The sequence below is a fragment of the Amycolatopsis acidiphila genome, from assembly GCF_021391495.1.
Taxonomy (GTDB): domain Bacteria; phylum Actinomycetota; class Actinomycetes; order Mycobacteriales; family Pseudonocardiaceae; genus Amycolatopsis_E; species Amycolatopsis_E acidiphila.
In genome coordinates, this window is the sequence record NZ_CP090063.1 from 2,122,196 (window position 1) to 2,138,331 (window position 16,136).

Genomic DNA, 16,136 nt, shown 5'->3' on the forward strand with positions numbered 1-16,136 from the left:
AGGACCCCGCATGTCCATTCCCGCGAGCAAGACCCTGTTCCGCGACGTGTCCATTCTGGACTCCACCGGCGCCGACCCGTACCGCGGTGACGTCCTGGTCGAGAACGACCACATCGCCGCCGTCGGCACCGTCGACGCCGGCATCGCGACCGACGCGCGGATAATCGAGGGCCGCGGGCGCACGCTGATGTCCGGCCTGTGCGACGCGCACACCCACTTCAGCTGGAACAACAGCGCGGACCTCGACGGCCTCGGCACGATGCCGGTCGAGGAGCACCTGTTGTTCGCGATCGAGTCCGCCCGCTCCTACCTCGACTCCGGCTACACGATGTGCCTCGGCGCCGCCTCGGCGAAGGACAGGCTCGACGTGGTGTGCCGCGACGTCATCAACCAGGGCCGCTTCCCCGGTCCGCGCTACCTCGCCAACGGGCCGGAGATCGCGGTGACCGGCGGCGAGCTGGTCAAGGGCATCACCTGGTTCGCCGACGGGCCCGACGAGATGCGCAAGGCCGTGCGCCGGCTCGTCGAGATCGGGGTGGACCAGATCAAGCTGTCCATGACGGGCGAGGAGATCACCGGCACTCAGCGGGCCGAGGACACGTACATGTCCGACGAGGAGGTGGCGGCCGCCGTCACCGAGGCGCACCGCCGCGGCAAGCGGGTGTGCGCGCACGCGCGCAGTGCCGAGAGCGTGAAGATGTGCGTGCGCCACGGCGTCGACATCGTCTACCACGCCAGCTTCACCGACGAAGAGGGCATGGACATGCTGGAGTCGGCGAAGGACTGGATCTTCGTCGCGCCCGGGATCAACTGGCTCGTCGCGACCCTCTACGAGGCCGCGGACTTCGGTTTCCCGCAGGAGGCCGCCGAGGCGGTCGGCTACAAGCGGGAGCTGGAGATCGCGACGGCCGGCATGATCGAGATGCACCGGCGCGGCATCCGGGTGCTGCCCGGGGGCGACTACGGGTTCGCCTGGACCCCGCACGGCACCTACGCGCGCGACCTGCAGCACTTCGTCGAGCGGTTCGAGTACACGCCGATGGAGGCGATCCTCGCGGCGACCGCGCTGGGCGGGGAGATCATGCTGCGGCCGGACAAGCTCGGCAAGGTGCAGCCGGGCTACTACGCGGACCTGCTGCTGGTCGACGGCGACCCGCTCGCCGACATCGCCGTCCTGCAGGACCACGAAAAGCTCGACTTCATCATGAAGGACGGCCGGTTCCACAAGGAATCCGTGCGGTGACCCTGCTCATCTGCCGCACCTGCCCGCGGTACGACCCGCGGGCGAGCGGTGAGTTCGGCCGCGCCCTGACCGCCGCGATCGCGGCCGGCCGGGGCGGGGCCGGCGTGGAGATCCGCAACGTGCAGTGCCTCGGCGGCTGCCCGCGGCACGGGGTGGTCGCGGTGGACGGGCCGGGCAAGGCACGGGTGCGCTTCAGCGGGCTCGACACCGGTCACGTCGAGGCCATCCTCGAAGCCGCGGCCGCGCACGACGCCTGCCCGAGCGGGCGGCCGGACGACTGGGAGGTGCCCGCCGGACTTGCCGATCACGTCAGCTCTGTCACCCTGAAACGGGGACCCCACAGCTGACGAGGAGGGTGCGGTGACCGAGTCGAAACCGCTCGAGGGCCGGGTCGCCCTGATCACCGGCGCGTCCGGCGGGATCGGCGGCGCGCTGGCGGCCCGGCTCGCCGAGGCGGGGGCGGACCTCGCGCTCGCCTACAGCGGGCATCGCGAGGACGCCGAGCGCGTCGCCGCGAGCGTCGGGGTGAAAACCCTGCTGCTGCAAGGAGATCTGGGCGACCGGGAGGTGCCGGGGCGGCTTGTCGAGCGGACGCGGGACGAGCTGGGCGCGGTCGACGTCCTGGTCCCCAACGCCGGGGTCGGCAAGCAGCTCGCCTGGGACGAGGTGGACGTCGACACGTGGGACACCACGATGGCGGTCAACACCCGTGCCCCGTTCCTGCTCGCGCAGGCCGCGCTGCCTTCGATGATCGAGCGCGGCTGGGGGCGGATCCTGTTCGTCTCCTCGATCGCGGCGCTCAACGGCGGTCTCGTCGGCCCGCACTACGCGGCGAGCAAGGCGGCGTTGCACGGCATGACGTATCACCTGGCTTCGCGGGTGGCGGGCAAGGGAGTCACGGTGAACGCCATCGCACCGGCGTTGATCGGCGGCACCCGCATCCTGCCGCGGTCCGGGCCCGGCGAGCTGCCCGCGCCGATCCCGGTGGGGCGGCTGGGCGAGCCGGACGAGGTCGCGGCGATGGCCCTGTCGATGCTGACGAACGCCTACCTGACCAACAAGGTCATCGCGGTGGACGGCGGGCTTTTCGCCTACTGACGGCGCTGCGCCCGTTCGATGAGCCCGAGCACGTGCTCCGGATCGGGGATGTCCTGCAGCACGAGCGGCGAGATCGGCTGGCCGATGCCCGGCGATCGCGTTACTCTCGAGGGCTCCGAAGGCGACCGAGCCGTCGGTCAGTTTCGGGGAGGTCAGCTCGGTCAGGTTTTCGGCGGGGTGGACACGGCCAGCCCCACGACGGCGACCAGCGCGGTGTAGGGCAGGGCCTGCGACTTCCCCAGGAGAACCTCCACGAGCAGGAGCACTGCCACGGCTGCGACGGCATTGAGCGCGAAGGCCCACCGCTGCGGCGGACGCCGCGCCGACTCCCCGGTCCACAGCACGATCTCACCCTCGCGCAGTTCAGCCACGAGGGTGAGATCGAATTCGCGCGGGAAACGTTTCAGCCGTCCGAGCGGCGCCGCCGGAGGGTGAACTTCTCGAAGACCGACAGCTCGCCGGACGGCTTGTTCACGTTGTAGTACGTCACGTACATCGACGTCGTGTCGCCGGGGTGGCGGCCCGGGTCGACGGTGAACGCCGCGAAGCCGTACGGGTGCTCCTCGTCGCGCACCGCGCTCCAGACCGCCTGCTCCTTCACGTAGGTCGGCGTGCGCTTGCCGGTGCTCGGGTTCGCGGCGGCCGAGACCGCGGTGAGCACCTTCGCCGTGCCGTCCTGGAAGAAGCTCTGGTTGGTCGTCCCGGACACCCCGCCGCCGCCGAGCACCATGTGCACCGTGCCGTGCGTGGAGTCGATGACGTCGGTCTTCGCCGACGCCGGGTTCGGGGTGAGCGTCTCGCTGCCGGACACCACCCCGCGCACCGCCAGCGAGCGCTCGTAGTCGTGCTCGTGGCCGCACAGCACGAGGTCCACGCCGTACCGGTCGAACAGCGGCCCGTACTTCTCGCGCAGGCCGAGGTCGGCGCCGTTCGCGTCCGAGGAGCTGATCATCACCTGGTGCATCGCGACGACGACCCAGTCGACGTCGCGCGAGGCACGGGCGGCGCGCAGCTCACGCTCCAGCCAGGCCAGCTGGCGGCCCCCGGAGTAACCGCTGATGTAGACGTCCCCGCCGTCCTGCAGGCAGTTGTCGTCATTCTGCAGCACGATCACGTGCACCGACCCGGCGGTGAACGAGTACCACAACCCCTGCAGCTCGGTGTCGGTCTCGGTGGAGGGCAGCTGGAAGTACGCCTGGTAGGCCGACAACCCGATCGGGCCGTTCGCGCGCTCGATCTCGTGGTTGCCCGCGGCGGGCATCCACGGGCGGAACCGCGCCGAGCGGGTGTTGTTGGTGAAGAAGTTGTTCCAGGTGCGGACCCGGTCCACGTCCAGGTTGGCGTAGCAGAGGTCGCCGTTGAGCAGGTGGAACAGCGGGGCGACGGTCTCGATGCCCGTGACGATGTCCTTCGTGGCGGGTGTGGAGTTGGCGTCCAGCCCCACGGTGCCGTTCGCCGCCCAGGTGACCTGCGGCGCGGACTGGTCGCCGAAGCTGGTGAAGGTGAAGGGCATGCGTCCCGACGGCGCGGTGCGGAACGTGCCCGCGTCGGGGGTCGCGCCGTCGTGCTGCACCGCGTAGATGTAGTCGGTGCCGGGACGCAGCCTCTCCAGCTGCGCGTGGTGGATCCACACCGTGCGGCCCGAGGCCCCGTCGACGTAGGTGCGGGTGTCGGCCTGCACGGTGGCGCCGAAGCCGCCTTCGAGCGTGCCGTACACGACCCGCGGGCGGCGCACCGAGGCGTCGGTGACCCAGGACGCGACCATCTGCCGCGCCGGGTCCTTGCCGAACGTCAGGTGCAGGCCCTGCACCGGGGTGGCCCCCGAACCCGTCGTCGGCGCGACGCCCGCGGCGCCGGCGACGTTCATGCCGAGCAGCGGTCCCGCCGCGGCTCCGGTGCCGGCCGCGCCGAGCAGTCCGAGTGCGTTGCGGCGGCTGACGGGGTGCTGGGACATGAAGGCCTCCTCGGGGTCGAGGAGAACCTAGAAGCGGTGAACGACGCGGCGGTGAACTCGTCCTGTCGCGCGCGTGAAGCATTTTCCTTACGACACAAGGAAGAGGGATGATTCAGGCCCAGGCGGTGATGGTCCTGCGGACCGGGCGCTGGTCGCCGTCGGTGGCGAACAGCTCGGGGGAGTGGCTGCGGATCCGCTCGACGTCGGAGAAGACCAGCCGCAGGTGCGCGCGCATCGCTTCGACGCTCTCGCCGAGGTTTCCCGCGGCGCAGCAGGGTGAACCAGAGCGCCCCGTCCGGGCCGGCGGTGATCACTGATGGCCCGTCGCCGGCTTCGAACACGCGCACGTCGGCGCCCACCCGCGCGATCTGTCCGCTGTGGACCAGTGTGACCCACAGCGTGCCGCCGGGCCGGGTGGCGATTCCGTACGGGCCGGAGCCGGGCAGCTCGATCTCGTCGTAACGCACCCGGCAATCGTGCCAGACCCGGGTGGCCGACCACAGCGGTATTTCGTGCCGGCCTCACCCGTTCCGCGTGTGGTCCACAGTGGAGGGCAACAGCCGGAGCCGGAGTTCGGTGACGTCGGGTGGACGTTCGCCGAACTCTTACGACTTCCTGACCGAACCCGCCGAGCGGGCGCCCCTGGGGTGGCACCGGTCCTAGCATCAGCCGCGTGACCAGCACCTCCTCCCTTCCGCCCGGCCTGCGGCGGATCCGGTTCCGCAGCCCGCTGCGCGGACCGTGGCTGACGTCGGTCTTCGGCGCCGTCCTGCTCGCCTGCCTGCCGTTGGTGATCATCACCGGACTGCTGGACTACGTTGCCTACGGCCCCGGCCAGGGCATCCCCGGTGCGGTCGGCTTGCTGCATCTGCCCGGCTTCGACTGGCCGACCCGGCCGTCCTGGCTGTTCCGCCTCACCCAGGGCCTGCACGTCGGGCTCGGCCTCCTGCTCGTGCCGGTGGTGCTCGCGAAGCTCTGGTCGGTCATCCCGAAACTGTTCGCCTGGCCGCCGGTCAAGTCCCTCGCCCAGATCCTCGAACGGGTCTCGCTCCTGCTGCTCGTCGGCAGCATCCTGTTCGAGATCGCGACCGGCCTGCTCAACATCCAGTACGACTACGTCTTCGGCTTCAGCTTCTACACCGGGCACTACATCGGCGCCTGGGTGTTCATCGCGTCGTTCGTCGCGCACGTCTCGCTCAAGCTGCCGACCATGGTCCGCGCCCTGCGTTCCCGGTCCCTGCGCAAGGAACTGGCGACCCCGCTCGCCGAGACCGTGCCCGAACCGCCCGACCAGTTCGGTCTCGTGGCGCCCGAGCCCGCGGCCCCGACCGTCAGCCGCCGCGGCGCGCTCGGGCTCGTCGGCGGCGGGGTGTTGCTGGTCGGCGTGCTGACCGCGGGTCAGACCATCGGCGGCCCGCTGCGGGACGCGGCCGTGCTCCTGCCGCGCGGCAGGCAGCCCGGCGAAGGGGCCAACCGCTATCCCATCAACCGCACCGCCGTCGCGGCCCGCGTCACCCAGCCCGGCGAGGAATGGCGGTTGGCGCTCAACGGGTCCCGCGAGTTCAGCCGGGCCGACCTGCTCGCCCTGCCACAGCACACCGCGCGGCTGCCGATCGCGTGCGTCGAGGGCTGGTCGACCGTGCAGACCTGGACGGGCGTGCGCCTGCGCGATCTGGCGGCGATGGCGGGCGTGCCCGGCCCGGCATCGGCGTTCGTCGACTCGGCTGACCCGGGACCGTTCGGGCGGGCGATGTTGACCGGCGACCAAGCCACCGATCCGGACGCGTTGCTGGCATTGCGGGTCAACGGTGCCGAGCTGAGCCTCGACCACGGCTTTCCCGCCCGGGTCATCGTGCCCGCGCTGCCCGGTGTGCACTGCACGAAGTGGGTCCGCTCGATCGAATTCCGGAGGGCGTGATGAACCGCTTCGCCGACCTGTACGGCGCTCGTCTCACACATCTGGTCCTGCTGCTCGCCAGCCTCGCCCTCGCCGCGTACGCCGGTTCGTTCCTGCTGGGCGATCCCGCGCTGCTGACGATGCTCGTCTGGTTCGTCGGCGCGGCGGTCCTGCACGACCTCGTGCTCTTCCCGCTGTACTCGCTGGCCGACCGCGCGCTGGTCAGCCGCCTGCCGAGGCTGGTCAACCACATCCGGATACCGTTGCTGGGCGCGGGGCTGACGTTCGTGCTGTTCCTGCCGGGCATCATCCGCCAGGGCGAGCTGACCCACCTGGCCGCGACCGGGCTGACGCAGGAGCCCTACCTCGCCCGGTGGCTGTGGCTCGTGCTCGGGATGTTCGCCGTGTCCGCGGTGGTCTACGGAATCCGGTTGCTGGTCAGGAAAGCCTGAGCCCGGCCCTGGCGCGGCGGGACCGCCGGGCGCGCCGGGGCAGTTTTCCCGCGATGACGTCGTCGAGCAGGGTGGTGACCGTCTCCCGGGCGCACTCCCTGTTGGTCCCGATGCCGCCGGACGGCCCGCGTTTGATCCAGCCGACGACATACGTGCCCGGCCGGTCCGCCACCCGGCCGGCCGAGTTCGGGATGGTGCCGGTGTCCTCGTCGAAGGGCAGGCCGGGCAGTGGCGTGCCGCGGTAGCCCACCGCGCGCACGACCTGCCCGGTCGCGATCTCCGTCGCCCCGGCCGCTCCGGTGACCCGGAGCCCGCGCACCTCGCTGTCGCCGAGGACTTCGGCCGGGGCGGAGTGGAACCGGAACACGATGCGCCTGCGTCCGTCCGGCCGCGGTGGCGCGCACCAGTCGACCGTTTCCCGGCGGATACCTTGTAGCAGGGCCGCTTTCTCGCCGGGGCCGGCCGCGTCGATGGTCTCGGTGACACGCGCATCGTGCGCGTCGACGACCAGTTCGACGTCCTCCTGCCCGATCAGCGCGAGCAGCTCCGGCCTGGTGCAGGCGGCCGCGTCCGGGCCGCGGCGGCCGAGCAGTACGACCTCGCGCACCTTGCTCGATTCCAGGCGCGCCAGCGCTTCCGGTGAGATCGACGTGCCTGCCAGCGTGCGCGGGTCGGCGGTCAGGATCCGCGCCACGTCCAGCGCGACGTTGCCGTTGCCCACCACCACGACCCGCTCGGCCGACAGGTCGATCTCACCGGCGGCCACGTCCGGATGGCCGTTGTACCACGCGACCACCTTGGTGGCGGGCACGCTGCCGGCGAGGTCCTCACCGGGAATGCCGAGGCCGCGGGCCGACGAGGCGCCGACGGCGTAGATCACCGCGTCGTGCCGGGCCGCCAGCTCCTCGACGGTGACGTCCCGGCCCACCTCGACCCCGAGGCGCAGCCGCAGCCGCGGATGGTGGTGGAAGCGGGCGAAGACCTCGCCGATCTTCTTCGTCGACGGGTGGTCCGGCGCGACGCCGTACCGCACGAGTCCGCCCGCGACGGGCAGCCGGTCGATCAAGGTGACGCGGGAACTGGTGTGCAGCAACAGGTCCTCGACCGCGTACATCCCCGCCGGGCCGGTGCCCACCACCGCGACGTCGAGGGCCGGGAAGTCGCTCGGGATGGTGCGGGAGAACACCGGCTGGCCCCAGGCGTGGAAGTTCGGCGAGGCGGCGTCGAAGACGTCGACCGCGCGGTCGGTGTAGTAGTCGGCGTTGATCCCCGCGTAAGCCTGGAGCGGGCCGGTGAGCAGGTCCACGGGGAAGATCGCGTCGACCGGGCACGCGTCGGCGCAGGCCCCGCAGTCGATGCAGGTGCGCGGGTCGACGTAGAGCATCTCCGTGCTGCCGAAGTCGGGCTCGTCCGGCGTCGGGTGGATGCAGTTGACCGGGCACACCGCGACACACGACGCGTCGTTGCAGCAGGTCTGGGTGATCGCGAACGCCATGGCTCAGATCAGGTTCGCACGCTTGTAGAACCAGGTCGACGCCTTGGTGAGCAGCCCGGCGGAGTTGAGGAACTCCATCAGCCCGGCGCAGCTCGAGCGCAGCATCGACTTGTGGTGCTCGTTCGCCCTGGCCTCGCGGATGGCGCGCTTGGCGTCGAGCCCCGCGTTGGCGTAGACGTCCTGGTTCACCATGCTGCTGACGATGACGTACGCGGCGACCGAGACGACGAACGCGTTGTAGTGGCGGCGCAGCAGGCCCGCGCCCTTGAGCCGCTCGCGGGTCTCGTCGCGGGCGAACTTCATGTGCCGCGACTCCTCGACGACGTGGATGTTGTTGATCGTGCGCACGAACGGGACGACGCGCTCGTCACGCATCCAGTCGCGCTGCATCACGTCGAGGACCTCCTCGGCGACGAGGATCGCCGCGTAGGCGGCCTCGCCGGTGGCGGTCGTCTTGAAGAACCGGCCGAGCTCCACCGCGAGGCGGCGCGGGCGGTAGGCCGGGGCGCGCAGTTTCGCCGCGCCGCGGGCGAACATGATCGAGTGCCGGCACTCGTCGGCGATCTCGGTCAGCGCCCACTGGAACGCCGGGTCGGTCGGGTCCTTCGCGTAGAAGTCGCGCAGCATCATCTGCTGCAGGATCATCTCGAACCAGATCCCGGTGCTCGCGACCGACGCCGCCTCCTGGCGGGTCAGCTCGCGCTGCTGCCCGGGAGTCAGCTCGGCCCAGTAGGACGTGCCGTAGAGCGTGCTCCACTCCGGGCTCGCGCCGTGGTAGTTCGTGTCGAGCGGGGTCTCCCAGTCGACCTCGTGGACCGGGTCGTAGGACAAGGTCTCCGACGAGTCCAGCAACCGACGCGCGACTGACTGGCGGTCGGGCTGGGACGCGTCCGCTTCGTGCTGGATGTCGACGCTGGTCATGGCGAAGCTCCCTGGCGAGTTTGCCTGTTACCGGAATTTACAGTTACCAACGGTAACACGAACTCGGCCGCGGGCACATCAGGCGCGGACGGGGAGTGTGGCGCAGGACACGCTCGGGCAAGGGGCCGGGTCCGGACACGGTCATGGTCGCGCCGATCCTGCGCCTGCGGGCAGTATCGCGCTCCCGATGGGGCCATCGGCTGGGACGGCCGGCGCGACCCCCGGTTCCGGGGTCACCGCCGTCACCCTCGCCGACCACGTGATCGGGGGGACCGACTACGTCCTCAAGGAGATCGCCATCGCGCCGGGCGGCAGCACCGGCTGGCACTGGCATCCCCGGCCGCGTCTACGGGGTGCTCCGTCAGGGCACGCTCACGCACAACATGTCCGACTGCTCGATCGACGGCGTCTACCAGGCGGGCCGGCACATCGTCGAGCCCAGCGGGTCCGGCCACGTGCACATCGGGCGCAACCTGGGCAGCACGCCGGTCGTGCTCGACGTGCTCTACGCCGACCCGGCGGGCAGCCCGCTCGCCGTCGACGCCCCGAACCCCGGATGCGCGTTCGAATGACGCCGCGGGCGGCCCGATGGGCGTGGCGGGCACCGGTCCGGGCAGGTGCCGCTTGGAGTCCTTTGTGGACGAACCTCAGGGTTTGCGGCCGACGCCCACCATGATGACCGACTCCTCCGGGGCGTCGAACTTGATCTCCGGCGAGTTCGGGCTGCTGTCCTCCGGATGCCACAACGTCGTCCACGTGGTGCCCGGCTCGATGAGCTCGAAGTCGCCGAAGAGGGCGCGGATGTCCGCCTGCGAGCGCCAGTGCACGGGGTTCGCCGACGACTTGTACATCTCGTCGAGATCGACCAGGTTCTGGTACAGCGGCGCCGGCACGCCTTCGTCGGTGGTGTGCGAAAGCACGAGGTAGGACCCGCTGGGCAGCAGGTCCCGCAGCCGGGCGAGCGACTGCGGGCCGACGTCGGCACCCCGGTACAACTGCTGGAAGTGCAGGACCGCGACGAGCAGCAACGCGACCGGCTGGTCGAAGTCGATCACGCCGGTGCGGCCGACCGCTTCCCACAGGCGGTCGGGCTCGCGCAGGTCCGCCTGGATCGCCGCGTGCCGCGCCGGGTCGCCCTCGGTCTCCAGCAGGATCTTCGAGTGCGCGACGGCCACCGGCTCGTTGTCGATGTAGACGACCTTCGAATCGGGCGCCACGTCGTCGGCGACCTGGTGCGTGTTGCCCATCGTCGGGATCCCGGCGCCGACGTCGATGAACTGCCGGACGCCGAGGCCGGCCAGATGCCGGACCGCGCGGTGCAGGAAGAGCCGGTTGGCCAGGGAGATCGACCGCAGCAGGGGGAACCGCTCGACCACCGCGGCGCCGAACTCGCGGTCGATGGCCCAGTTGGCGGTGCCGCCGAGCAGCCAGTCGTAGACCCGCGCCGCGGTCGGATGGTCGAGATCGATGCCCTCGGGGGCGACGGTGTTGGGTCCCCTGTCGCTCACTGTCTACATCCCTCCGCCGGGCCGTGGTGATTCTGTCCACCATCGTAAGGGAGGGCGGGACCCGTGCCTGTCAGCCGTCCACCAACAGACCGCGCAGCGGGCCCTGCAGCCGTTCGGCGCGCCGGGAGACGCCCGGCAGCAGCACGAGCCGGTGCGTCCGGCGCTCGCCGCGGCGCTCGCGGTCCGCCTGCTCCTCGGCGATCGGGCGCCACAGCTCGTCGACGACGTCCGCGGGATCGGTGTCCAGCTCCGGCTCCGGGCGCCGCAGGTGTTCGGCCCACAGGCGCAGCCGCGTCGCGCGGATCAGCTCCCGGTCGCCGGTCGCCACGTTGACCTCGGTGTCGTTGAACAGCGAGTGCTCGTTGAGGTTCGCGGAGCCGATCGTCATCCACTCGTCGTCCACGATGCCGAGTTTCGCGTGCACGTACACCGGCGCGGCGGACTCGCCGTCGTGGGTGCTGATCGTCGCCGCGAGCAGGCGGCGGTTGCCGTCGTCGGCGCCGAGCAGCCTGCCCAGCTGGCCGCGGGTGGTGTCGGCGCCGTTGCTCGGCTTGCGGGGCAGCAGCAGGACCACGCGGAAGCGGTCGTCCGGCGGGTCGCACAGCTTGTCGATCAGGATCTCGGCGATCTCCGGCGACCACAGGAACTGGTTCTCCAGGTAGATCAGCCGCCGCGCCGAGCGCAGCGCGCGCAGGTAGCCGTCGAGGATCGTGAACTCGCCTCGGGGGGCGAAGCCGTAGGTCTTGTCGGGGACCGTGCGCAGCAGCTGCACGTCGCTGCTGCCCGCGGGCTCGGGGACGTCCGGTTTCGCCAGGTCCTCGCCCGCCACCTCCGTCCACCGCTGGCGGAAGTGCTCGGCGACGTCGGCGACCACCGGGCCGTCGAGTCGCGTCATCAGGTCGTGCCAGCCGATCGGCCGGTCCGGCGGGTGTTCGGGGCTGTCGTGCCGGTCGCCCTCCAGCGCGGTGAAGTCCACCCCGCCGACGAACGCGACCGTGTCGTCGACGATCACCAGTTTCTCGTGGTGGCAGTGCAGAGTGCGCTCGCGGGCGTCGAGGACACAGCGCACGGCGGTGTTCTCGGTGAACTTCCGCTGCTCCGAGCGCACCAGCCCGCGGGTCGGCTGGAACGCCGGTACCGGCGGGCCCGCCCACAGCAGCAGCCGGACGTCGACGCCGCGGTCCGCGGTGGTGGCGAGCAGCTCACGCAGCGTGGGCGCGCCGGGCTCGCGGGTGAGCCGAAAGTCCGGGCTCGCGTGCCAGTTGGCGATGTGCACGTGCGAGGTGGCGTTCCGGATCGCGGCCTGGATCGCGGGCAGCGCCTCCTCCCCGTCGACGAGCACCTCGACGCGGTTGCCGCGGCGCACCTCGGCCCGGCCGCCGAACCGGTCTCCGGCGCCGTCGGGTTCGAGCACCTCGCCCCAGCCGAGCCTGTGCAGTCTGCGCTGGTGGCGGGCGCAGAGAACGTTTTCCAGCCCGTTGCCGACCTGTTCGTCCAGCTTGTCCACGAGTGAGCGAAAAGTCTTCACCCGTCTATGTGACTACAGATCGGCCCGGTCCGCCGCGCAACGTGCCACGCGGCGCCGGTGTGCTCGTCAGGACCGGGCGTCCAGATCGGCTCCGGTCCACAGTGGACGCACGATGCCGCTTGGCGGGTCGTCTCGGCGCGACGGCCGGTCAGCCCTCGAAGGTGGTGCTGATGCCCATGCCGGTGATCCATTCGGGCACCGGTTCGTAGCTGGTCCGGTCCAGCGGCCGTCGCGCCGCACCTGTCGCTCTCGCTGCACTGCGAGACCGCGGAGATCATGACCGCATACACGAAGATGGTGGAACAGGACGGCCCGCTGAGCGGGCTGCGGGCCTACAGCGCCTCCCGGCCCGCGGACCGCCAGGACGCGCTGCTGGCACAGCCGCTGCCGCCGCTGACGGACCGGACGATCACCGGCGTCGGCTCCATCAGCATCTGCGGCCCGCGCGACCACTTCACGCCAGAGGCCCTCGAGCGCTACCGCGTGCTGGTCCGCGACGCCGCCGAGGAGATCCGGCGCAGCTGGGCCTGGCTGCGCGGCTCCCGGTCCTGACTCGGGCTCGGTGCGAGAACGCCGCACCGGTAGCCACGCCCGTTTCGTCGTGGGCGGTCGCTTGTCGCCGTTGGGGAGCGGAGTTACCCTTCTCGGGATCATCTCAGCAATCAGGAGCAGTTTCTCAACATCTGAGATTCCTCCCGCGAGTCGAAGGGGCGGTCGATGACGACTGCGAGCAACTCCGCGGCCATCGCGGCGCGGATGGACCGGCTGCCGATCACCCGCCGCCACCGGCTGGCGACCGTCGCGATCGGGCTCGGCCTGTTCTTCGACCTGTACGAGATCTTCCTGGCCGGCGTGCTCGGCAGCGTGCTGCAGAAGGACTTCCACCTCGGCAAGTCCTCGCTGGCCCTGCTGCTCGCCTCGGCGTTCCTGGGCATGTTCGTCGGCGCGCTGGGCATGGGCCGGGTGGCGGACCGGCTGGGCCGCCGTCGCGCGTTCCTGCTCAGCCTCGGCACCTACTCGCTGTTCTCGCTGCTGGGCGCGTTCAGCACGGGACCGGTGATGCTGGTGATCGCCCGGTTCGTCGCCGGGGTGGGCATCGGCGCCGAGCCGCCCGTGTCCGACACCTACCTCGGCGACCTGCTGCCGCCGCGGCACCGCGGCCGGTACACGGCCTGGGCCTACACCCTCGCGTTCCTGGGGGTGCCCGCCGCCGGGTTCCTCGGCCGCTGGCTGGTTCCCGCCGCACCACTGGGTTTCGCGGGCTGGCGCTGGATGTTCGTGATCGGTGCGCTCGGTGCGCTGATCGTCTTCGCACTGCGGACCGGGCTGCCGGAGTCACCGCGCTGGCTGGAGTCGGTCGGCCGTACCCGCGAGGCCGAAGCGGTGGTCGCGAGCTTCGAGCAGCAGGCGGGCGAACTGCCCGAGCCCGCCCCGCAGCAGGTCACCGAGACCGAGACCGGGCGGCTGGCCAACCTCTTCGTGCCGCCCTACCGTCGCCGGACGCTGATGATGACCGTGTTCCACATCCTGCAGACCCTCGGCTACTACGGGTTCGGCACGCTCGTGCCGATCGTCCTGGTGGCCAAGGGGTTCCCGGTCGTGCAGTCGCTGACGTTCACCGCGCTGACCTACATCGGCTACCCGGTCGGCTCGGCGCTGTCCCTGCCGTTCGTCGAACGGGTCGAGCGCAAGTTCCTGGTGATCGGGTCCGCGATCGTGATGGCCGTCTTCGGGCTCGGGTTCGGCCTCGCCGCGGACACCTGGCTCATCGTCGCCTTCGGCTTCCTCTACACGGCGGCCAGCAACTTCTTCTCCAACGCCTATCACATCTACCAGGCCGAGATCTTCCCGACCGCGCTGCGCGGCACGGCCACCAGCGGGACCTACTCGCTGTCCCGCCTCGCCAGCGGGCTGATGCCGTTCGTGCTCCTGCCCCTGCTCAACTCCGCGGGCGCCGGAACGCTGTTCACCGTGGTCGCGATCGCGATGGCCGTGGTGGCACTGGATGTCGCGCTGCTGGGCCCGCGCACCACCGGGCGCGTCCTCGAGGTGGTGAACACCGCGAGCGGATCGACGGCGGCCGCGGGGCGGTGACGCCGTCCGGGATGCGCGTGCCGCAGATGGCCGACAGCCCGGCGGCTCACCGGCGTGGCGCGACGACTCCTGCCGCCGTGCCGCCCCGGCGGGTCGGTTCGCCCGCGGCGAGGACCTGGCCGTGGCCCAGGAACTCCAGGCCCGCGGCCACCCCGATGTCCGGCGGGATGGTGATCGTCGGGTCGAGGGGGGAGGTCGAACTGACCGCGAAGCGCTGCCCGAGCTGCTGCAGGCCAGCGGCGGCCGGGTCGGCGAGGAAGGCCGGTTCCACCTGTGTCGTGGCCGCGTTGCGCTGCGAGGCGCGGGGTGCGGCGATCGCCTCGGGCAGGGACATCCCGAAGTCGATCCGGTCGAGCAGGATCTGCAGCACCGTGGTGATGATCGTCGCCCCACCCGGCGAGCCGAGCGCCAGCCACGGCTCGCCGCCGCGCAGCACGATCGTCGGCGACATGCTCGACCGCGGCCGCTTGCCGCCGGCGGGCAGGTTCGGGTCGGGCACACCCGCCTGCAGCGGGGTGAAGTCGAAGTCGGTCAGCTCGTTGTTCAGCAGGAACCCTCGGTGGGGCACCACGATCCCGCTGCCGCCCAGCTCCTCGATGGTGTTGGTGTAGGACGCGACGTTGCCCCACCGGTCGGTGACGACGAAATGGTTCGTCTGGGTGCCCTCGTCGGGCTGCCGCGCCTCCGTCGGCTGCGCCGGGCTGCAACCGCCCGAGCCGGCGAAGGGGTTGCCCGGCGCGACGGGACTGGTCGACGCGTGAGCGGGATCGATCAGGCAGGCTCGTTGCCGCCCGAACTGCGGCGAGAGCAGCTGCGCCAGCGGCACCGGGGTGTACGCGGAGTCGCCCACGTAACGGTTGCGGTCGGCGAAGGCCAGCCGGGTGGCTTCGAGATAGTGGTGCAGCGCCTGCACCCTGCTCATCCCGGCCAGGTCGAAGTTGCCCAGGATGTTCAGCGACTCGCCGACGGTCGTGCCGCCGCTGGACGAGGGCGCCATCCCGTAGACGTCGTAGCCGCGGTAGTCGACGTGCGTGGGCGCGACGAACGGCGCGCGGTACGCGGCGAGATCCGGCAGCTGCATCAGGCCCGGCCGCGGCTGCAGTGTCGCGCCGGGCGCGAGCGGCAGGTTGTGCACGGTTCGCACCACGTCGGCGCCGATCGACCCGCCGTAGAGTGCGTCGGCCCCTTCGCGCCCGAGCTGCCGGTAGGTCGCCGCCAGATCGGGGTTGCGCATGGTGGAGCCGACCTCGGGCAGCTGCCCGCCCGGCAGGAACAACGCGCTGGTGGAGCCGAACTGCGCGAACCGGCCGGCGTTTTCGCGGGTCTGCTCCCGCAATGTCGCCGTCACCGGGAAGCCCTGGTCCGCGATCTGTTCCGCCGGGCGCAGGACATCGGCCAGCCGGAAGCGGCCCCACCGGGACAGCGCCTGCTGCCAGGTCATCAGGGTGCCGGGCACGCCGACGGACAGCCCGCTGGTCACGGCGGTGGGGAACGACAACGGCTTGCCGGTGGCGGGGTCGAGGAACAGGTCCGGCTCCGCGCTCGCCGGCGTCGTCTCCCGGCCGTCGATGGTGCTCACCCGGTGCGTCCGCGCGTCGTAGTACACGAGGTACCCGCCACCGCCGATGCCGGCCACGTAAGGGTCGGTGACGCCCAGGGTCGCCGCGACGGCCACCGCGGCGTCGGCGGCGGTGCCGCCCGCACGCAGGACCGCGAGACCGGCGTTGGTCGCCTGGGGCGTGTCGGAGACGACGGCGCCTCCGGTGCCCACCGCGACCGTGCCGAGCGACGGGGCGGCGGTCGCCGGAAGCGCGGTGAGAAGGGAGCCGAGCAGGGCGGCCGTCACGGTCAACGTGGCGGCGGAAAAACGCGAGCGGATGCGCATCCGATTCCTTCCGGCGCGGGCAACGTCTCTCGTTCTACTCCTCGTCCCTCGCCGGGTGTCA

Annotated in this window: 16 protein-coding genes and 1 pseudogene; 8 read left to right on the forward strand and 9 right to left on the reverse strand. The window is 71.3% G+C overall.

Annotated elements, in window-relative coordinates; translation table 11 throughout:
• Positions 1–10 precede the first annotated feature (10 nt).
• Genes LWP59_RS10450 through LWP59_RS10460 form a run of 3 tightly spaced genes read left to right on the forward strand, consistent with a single transcriptional unit; the run spans position 11 to position 2,341 of the window.
• A complete protein-coding gene (locus LWP59_RS10450; RefSeq protein WP_144642357.1) occupies positions 11–1,243 on the forward strand; it encodes a metal-dependent hydrolase family protein in 1,233 nt (410 codons plus the stop codon).
• Complete coding sequence (locus tag LWP59_RS10455; RefSeq protein WP_186383389.1) at positions 1,240–1,590, forward strand: DUF1636 family protein; 351 nt, start codon at positions 1,240–1,242, stop codon at positions 1,588–1,590. The genes LWP59_RS10450 and LWP59_RS10455 overlap by 4 nt, the downstream gene beginning before the upstream one ends.
• A gap of 13 nt (positions 1,591–1,603) precedes the next feature.
• Entirely contained in the window at positions 1,604–2,341 is a 738-nt protein-coding gene (locus LWP59_RS10460) for an SDR family NAD(P)-dependent oxidoreductase (protein WP_144642358.1), read from the forward strand.
• Positions 2,342–2,502: 161 nt separating this feature from the next.
• Here LWP59_RS10460 and LWP59_RS10465 read toward each other — a convergent pair whose 3' ends face one another.
• The 4 genes and pseudogenes from LWP59_RS10465 to LWP59_RS41375 form a co-directional block, all read right to left on the reverse strand.
• Complete coding sequence (locus tag LWP59_RS10465) at positions 2,503–2,712, reverse strand: hypothetical protein (protein ID WP_144642359.1); 210 nt, start codon at positions 2,710–2,712, stop codon at positions 2,503–2,505.
• Between the two features lie 32 nt (positions 2,713–2,744).
• On the reverse strand, positions 2,745–4,295 hold the full coding sequence (locus tag LWP59_RS10470; RefSeq protein WP_144642360.1) for a purple acid phosphatase family protein: 1,551 nt from the start codon (positions 4,293–4,295) through the stop codon (positions 2,745–2,747).
• Between the two features lie 112 nt (positions 4,296–4,407).
• Positions 4,408–4,530, reverse strand: a complete 123-nt coding sequence (locus LWP59_RS40310; RefSeq protein WP_267903802.1) for a hypothetical protein — start codon at positions 4,528–4,530, stop codon at positions 4,408–4,410.
• A 40-nt stretch (positions 4,531–4,570) separates the two neighbouring features.
• A pseudogene (locus LWP59_RS41375) lies at positions 4,571–4,762 on the reverse strand (virginiamycin B lyase family protein); the annotation flags it as partial.
• Positions 4,763–4,968: 206 nt separating this feature from the next.
• Between LWP59_RS41375 and LWP59_RS10475 the strand changes: the two are divergent.
• A complete protein-coding gene (locus LWP59_RS10475; protein ID WP_229857260.1) occupies positions 4,969–6,213 on the forward strand; it encodes a molybdopterin-dependent oxidoreductase in 1,245 nt (414 codons plus the stop codon).
• Entirely contained in the window at positions 6,213–6,644 is a 432-nt protein-coding gene (locus tag LWP59_RS10480; protein ID WP_144642361.1) for a hypothetical protein, read from the forward strand. Before LWP59_RS10475 ends, LWP59_RS10480 begins: the two co-directional genes overlap by 1 nt.
• On the opposite strand, the gene LWP59_RS10485 is transcribed toward LWP59_RS10480, so the two are convergent.
• Both LWP59_RS10485 and LWP59_RS10490 read right to left on the reverse strand, forming a co-directional pair.
• Complete coding sequence (locus LWP59_RS10485) at positions 6,631–8,139, reverse strand: FAD-dependent oxidoreductase (protein ID WP_144642362.1); 1,509 nt, start codon at positions 8,137–8,139, stop codon at positions 6,631–6,633. The genes LWP59_RS10480 and LWP59_RS10485 overlap by 14 nt on opposite strands.
• 3 nt (positions 8,140–8,142) lie before the next feature.
• A complete protein-coding gene (locus LWP59_RS10490; protein ID WP_144642363.1) occupies positions 8,143–9,060 on the reverse strand; it encodes an AurF N-oxygenase family protein in 918 nt (305 codons plus the stop codon).
• Positions 9,061–9,413: 353 nt separating this feature from the next.
• On the opposite strand from LWP59_RS10490, the gene LWP59_RS40660 reads away from it, so the two are divergent.
• Complete coding sequence (locus LWP59_RS40660) at positions 9,414–9,632, forward strand: cupin domain-containing protein (protein WP_308431683.1); 219 nt, start codon at positions 9,414–9,416, stop codon at positions 9,630–9,632.
• Between the two features lie 75 nt (positions 9,633–9,707).
• On the opposite strand, the gene LWP59_RS10500 is transcribed toward LWP59_RS40660, so the two are convergent.
• A complete protein-coding gene (locus tag LWP59_RS10500) occupies positions 9,708–10,568 on the reverse strand; it encodes an SAM-dependent methyltransferase (RefSeq protein ID WP_229857259.1) in 861 nt (286 codons plus the stop codon).
• 70 nt (positions 10,569–10,638) lie between these two features.
• Positions 10,639–12,096, reverse strand: a complete 1,458-nt coding sequence (locus LWP59_RS10505; RefSeq protein ID WP_144642364.1) for a phospholipase D-like domain-containing protein — start codon at positions 12,094–12,096, stop codon at positions 10,639–10,641.
• A 276-nt stretch (positions 12,097–12,372) separates the two neighbouring features.
• Here LWP59_RS10505 and LWP59_RS10510 point away from each other — a divergent pair, with 276 nt between their 5' ends.
• Together LWP59_RS10510 and LWP59_RS10515 are read left to right on the forward strand one after the other, a co-directional pair.
• On the forward strand, positions 12,373–12,648 hold the full coding sequence (locus LWP59_RS10510; protein WP_144642365.1) for an IclR family transcriptional regulator: 276 nt from the start codon (positions 12,373–12,375) through the stop codon (positions 12,646–12,648).
• Between the two features lie 165 nt (positions 12,649–12,813).
• A complete protein-coding gene (locus LWP59_RS10515) occupies positions 12,814–14,190 on the forward strand; it encodes an MFS transporter (RefSeq protein ID WP_144642366.1) in 1,377 nt (458 codons plus the stop codon).
• Positions 14,191–14,236: 46 nt separating this feature from the next.
• On the opposite strand, the gene ggt is transcribed toward LWP59_RS10515, so the two are convergent.
• Entirely contained in the window at positions 14,237–16,075 is a 1,839-nt protein-coding gene (gene ggt / locus LWP59_RS10520) for a gamma-glutamyltransferase (RefSeq protein ID WP_144642367.1), read from the reverse strand.
• Positions 16,076–16,136: the final 61 nt, after the last annotated feature.

Excerpts from the sequence above, each read along its gene's own strand:
- LWP59_RS10470 (WP_144642360.1), bottom strand. The coding sequence starts at position 4,295 with ATGTCCCAGCACCCCGTCAGCCGCCGCAACGCACTCGGACTGCTCGGC.
- LWP59_RS10510 (WP_144642365.1), top strand. The coding sequence starts at position 12,373 with ATGACCGCATACACGAAGATGGTGGAACAGGACGGCCCGCTGAGCGGG.
- LWP59_RS10490 (WP_144642363.1), bottom strand. The coding sequence starts at position 9,060 with ATGACCAGCGTCGACATCCAGCACGAAGCGGACGCGTCCCAGCCCGAC.
- LWP59_RS40310 (WP_267903802.1), bottom strand. The coding sequence starts at position 4,530 with ATGCGCGCGCACCTGCGGCTGGTCTTCTCCGACGTCGAGCGGATCCGC.
- ggt (WP_144642367.1), bottom strand. The coding sequence starts at position 16,075 with ATGCGCATCCGCTCGCGTTTTTCCGCCGCCACGTTGACCGTGACGGCC.
- LWP59_RS10480 (WP_144642361.1), top strand. The coding sequence starts at position 6,213 with ATGAACCGCTTCGCCGACCTGTACGGCGCTCGTCTCACACATCTGGTC.
- LWP59_RS10485 (WP_144642362.1), bottom strand. The coding sequence starts at position 8,139 with ATGGCGTTCGCGATCACCCAGACCTGCTGCAACGACGCGTCGTGTGTC.
- LWP59_RS10515 (WP_144642366.1), top strand. The coding sequence starts at position 12,814 with ATGACGACTGCGAGCAACTCCGCGGCCATCGCGGCGCGGATGGACCGG.
- LWP59_RS10450 (WP_144642357.1), top strand. The coding sequence starts at position 11 with ATGTCCATTCCCGCGAGCAAGACCCTGTTCCGCGACGTGTCCATTCTG.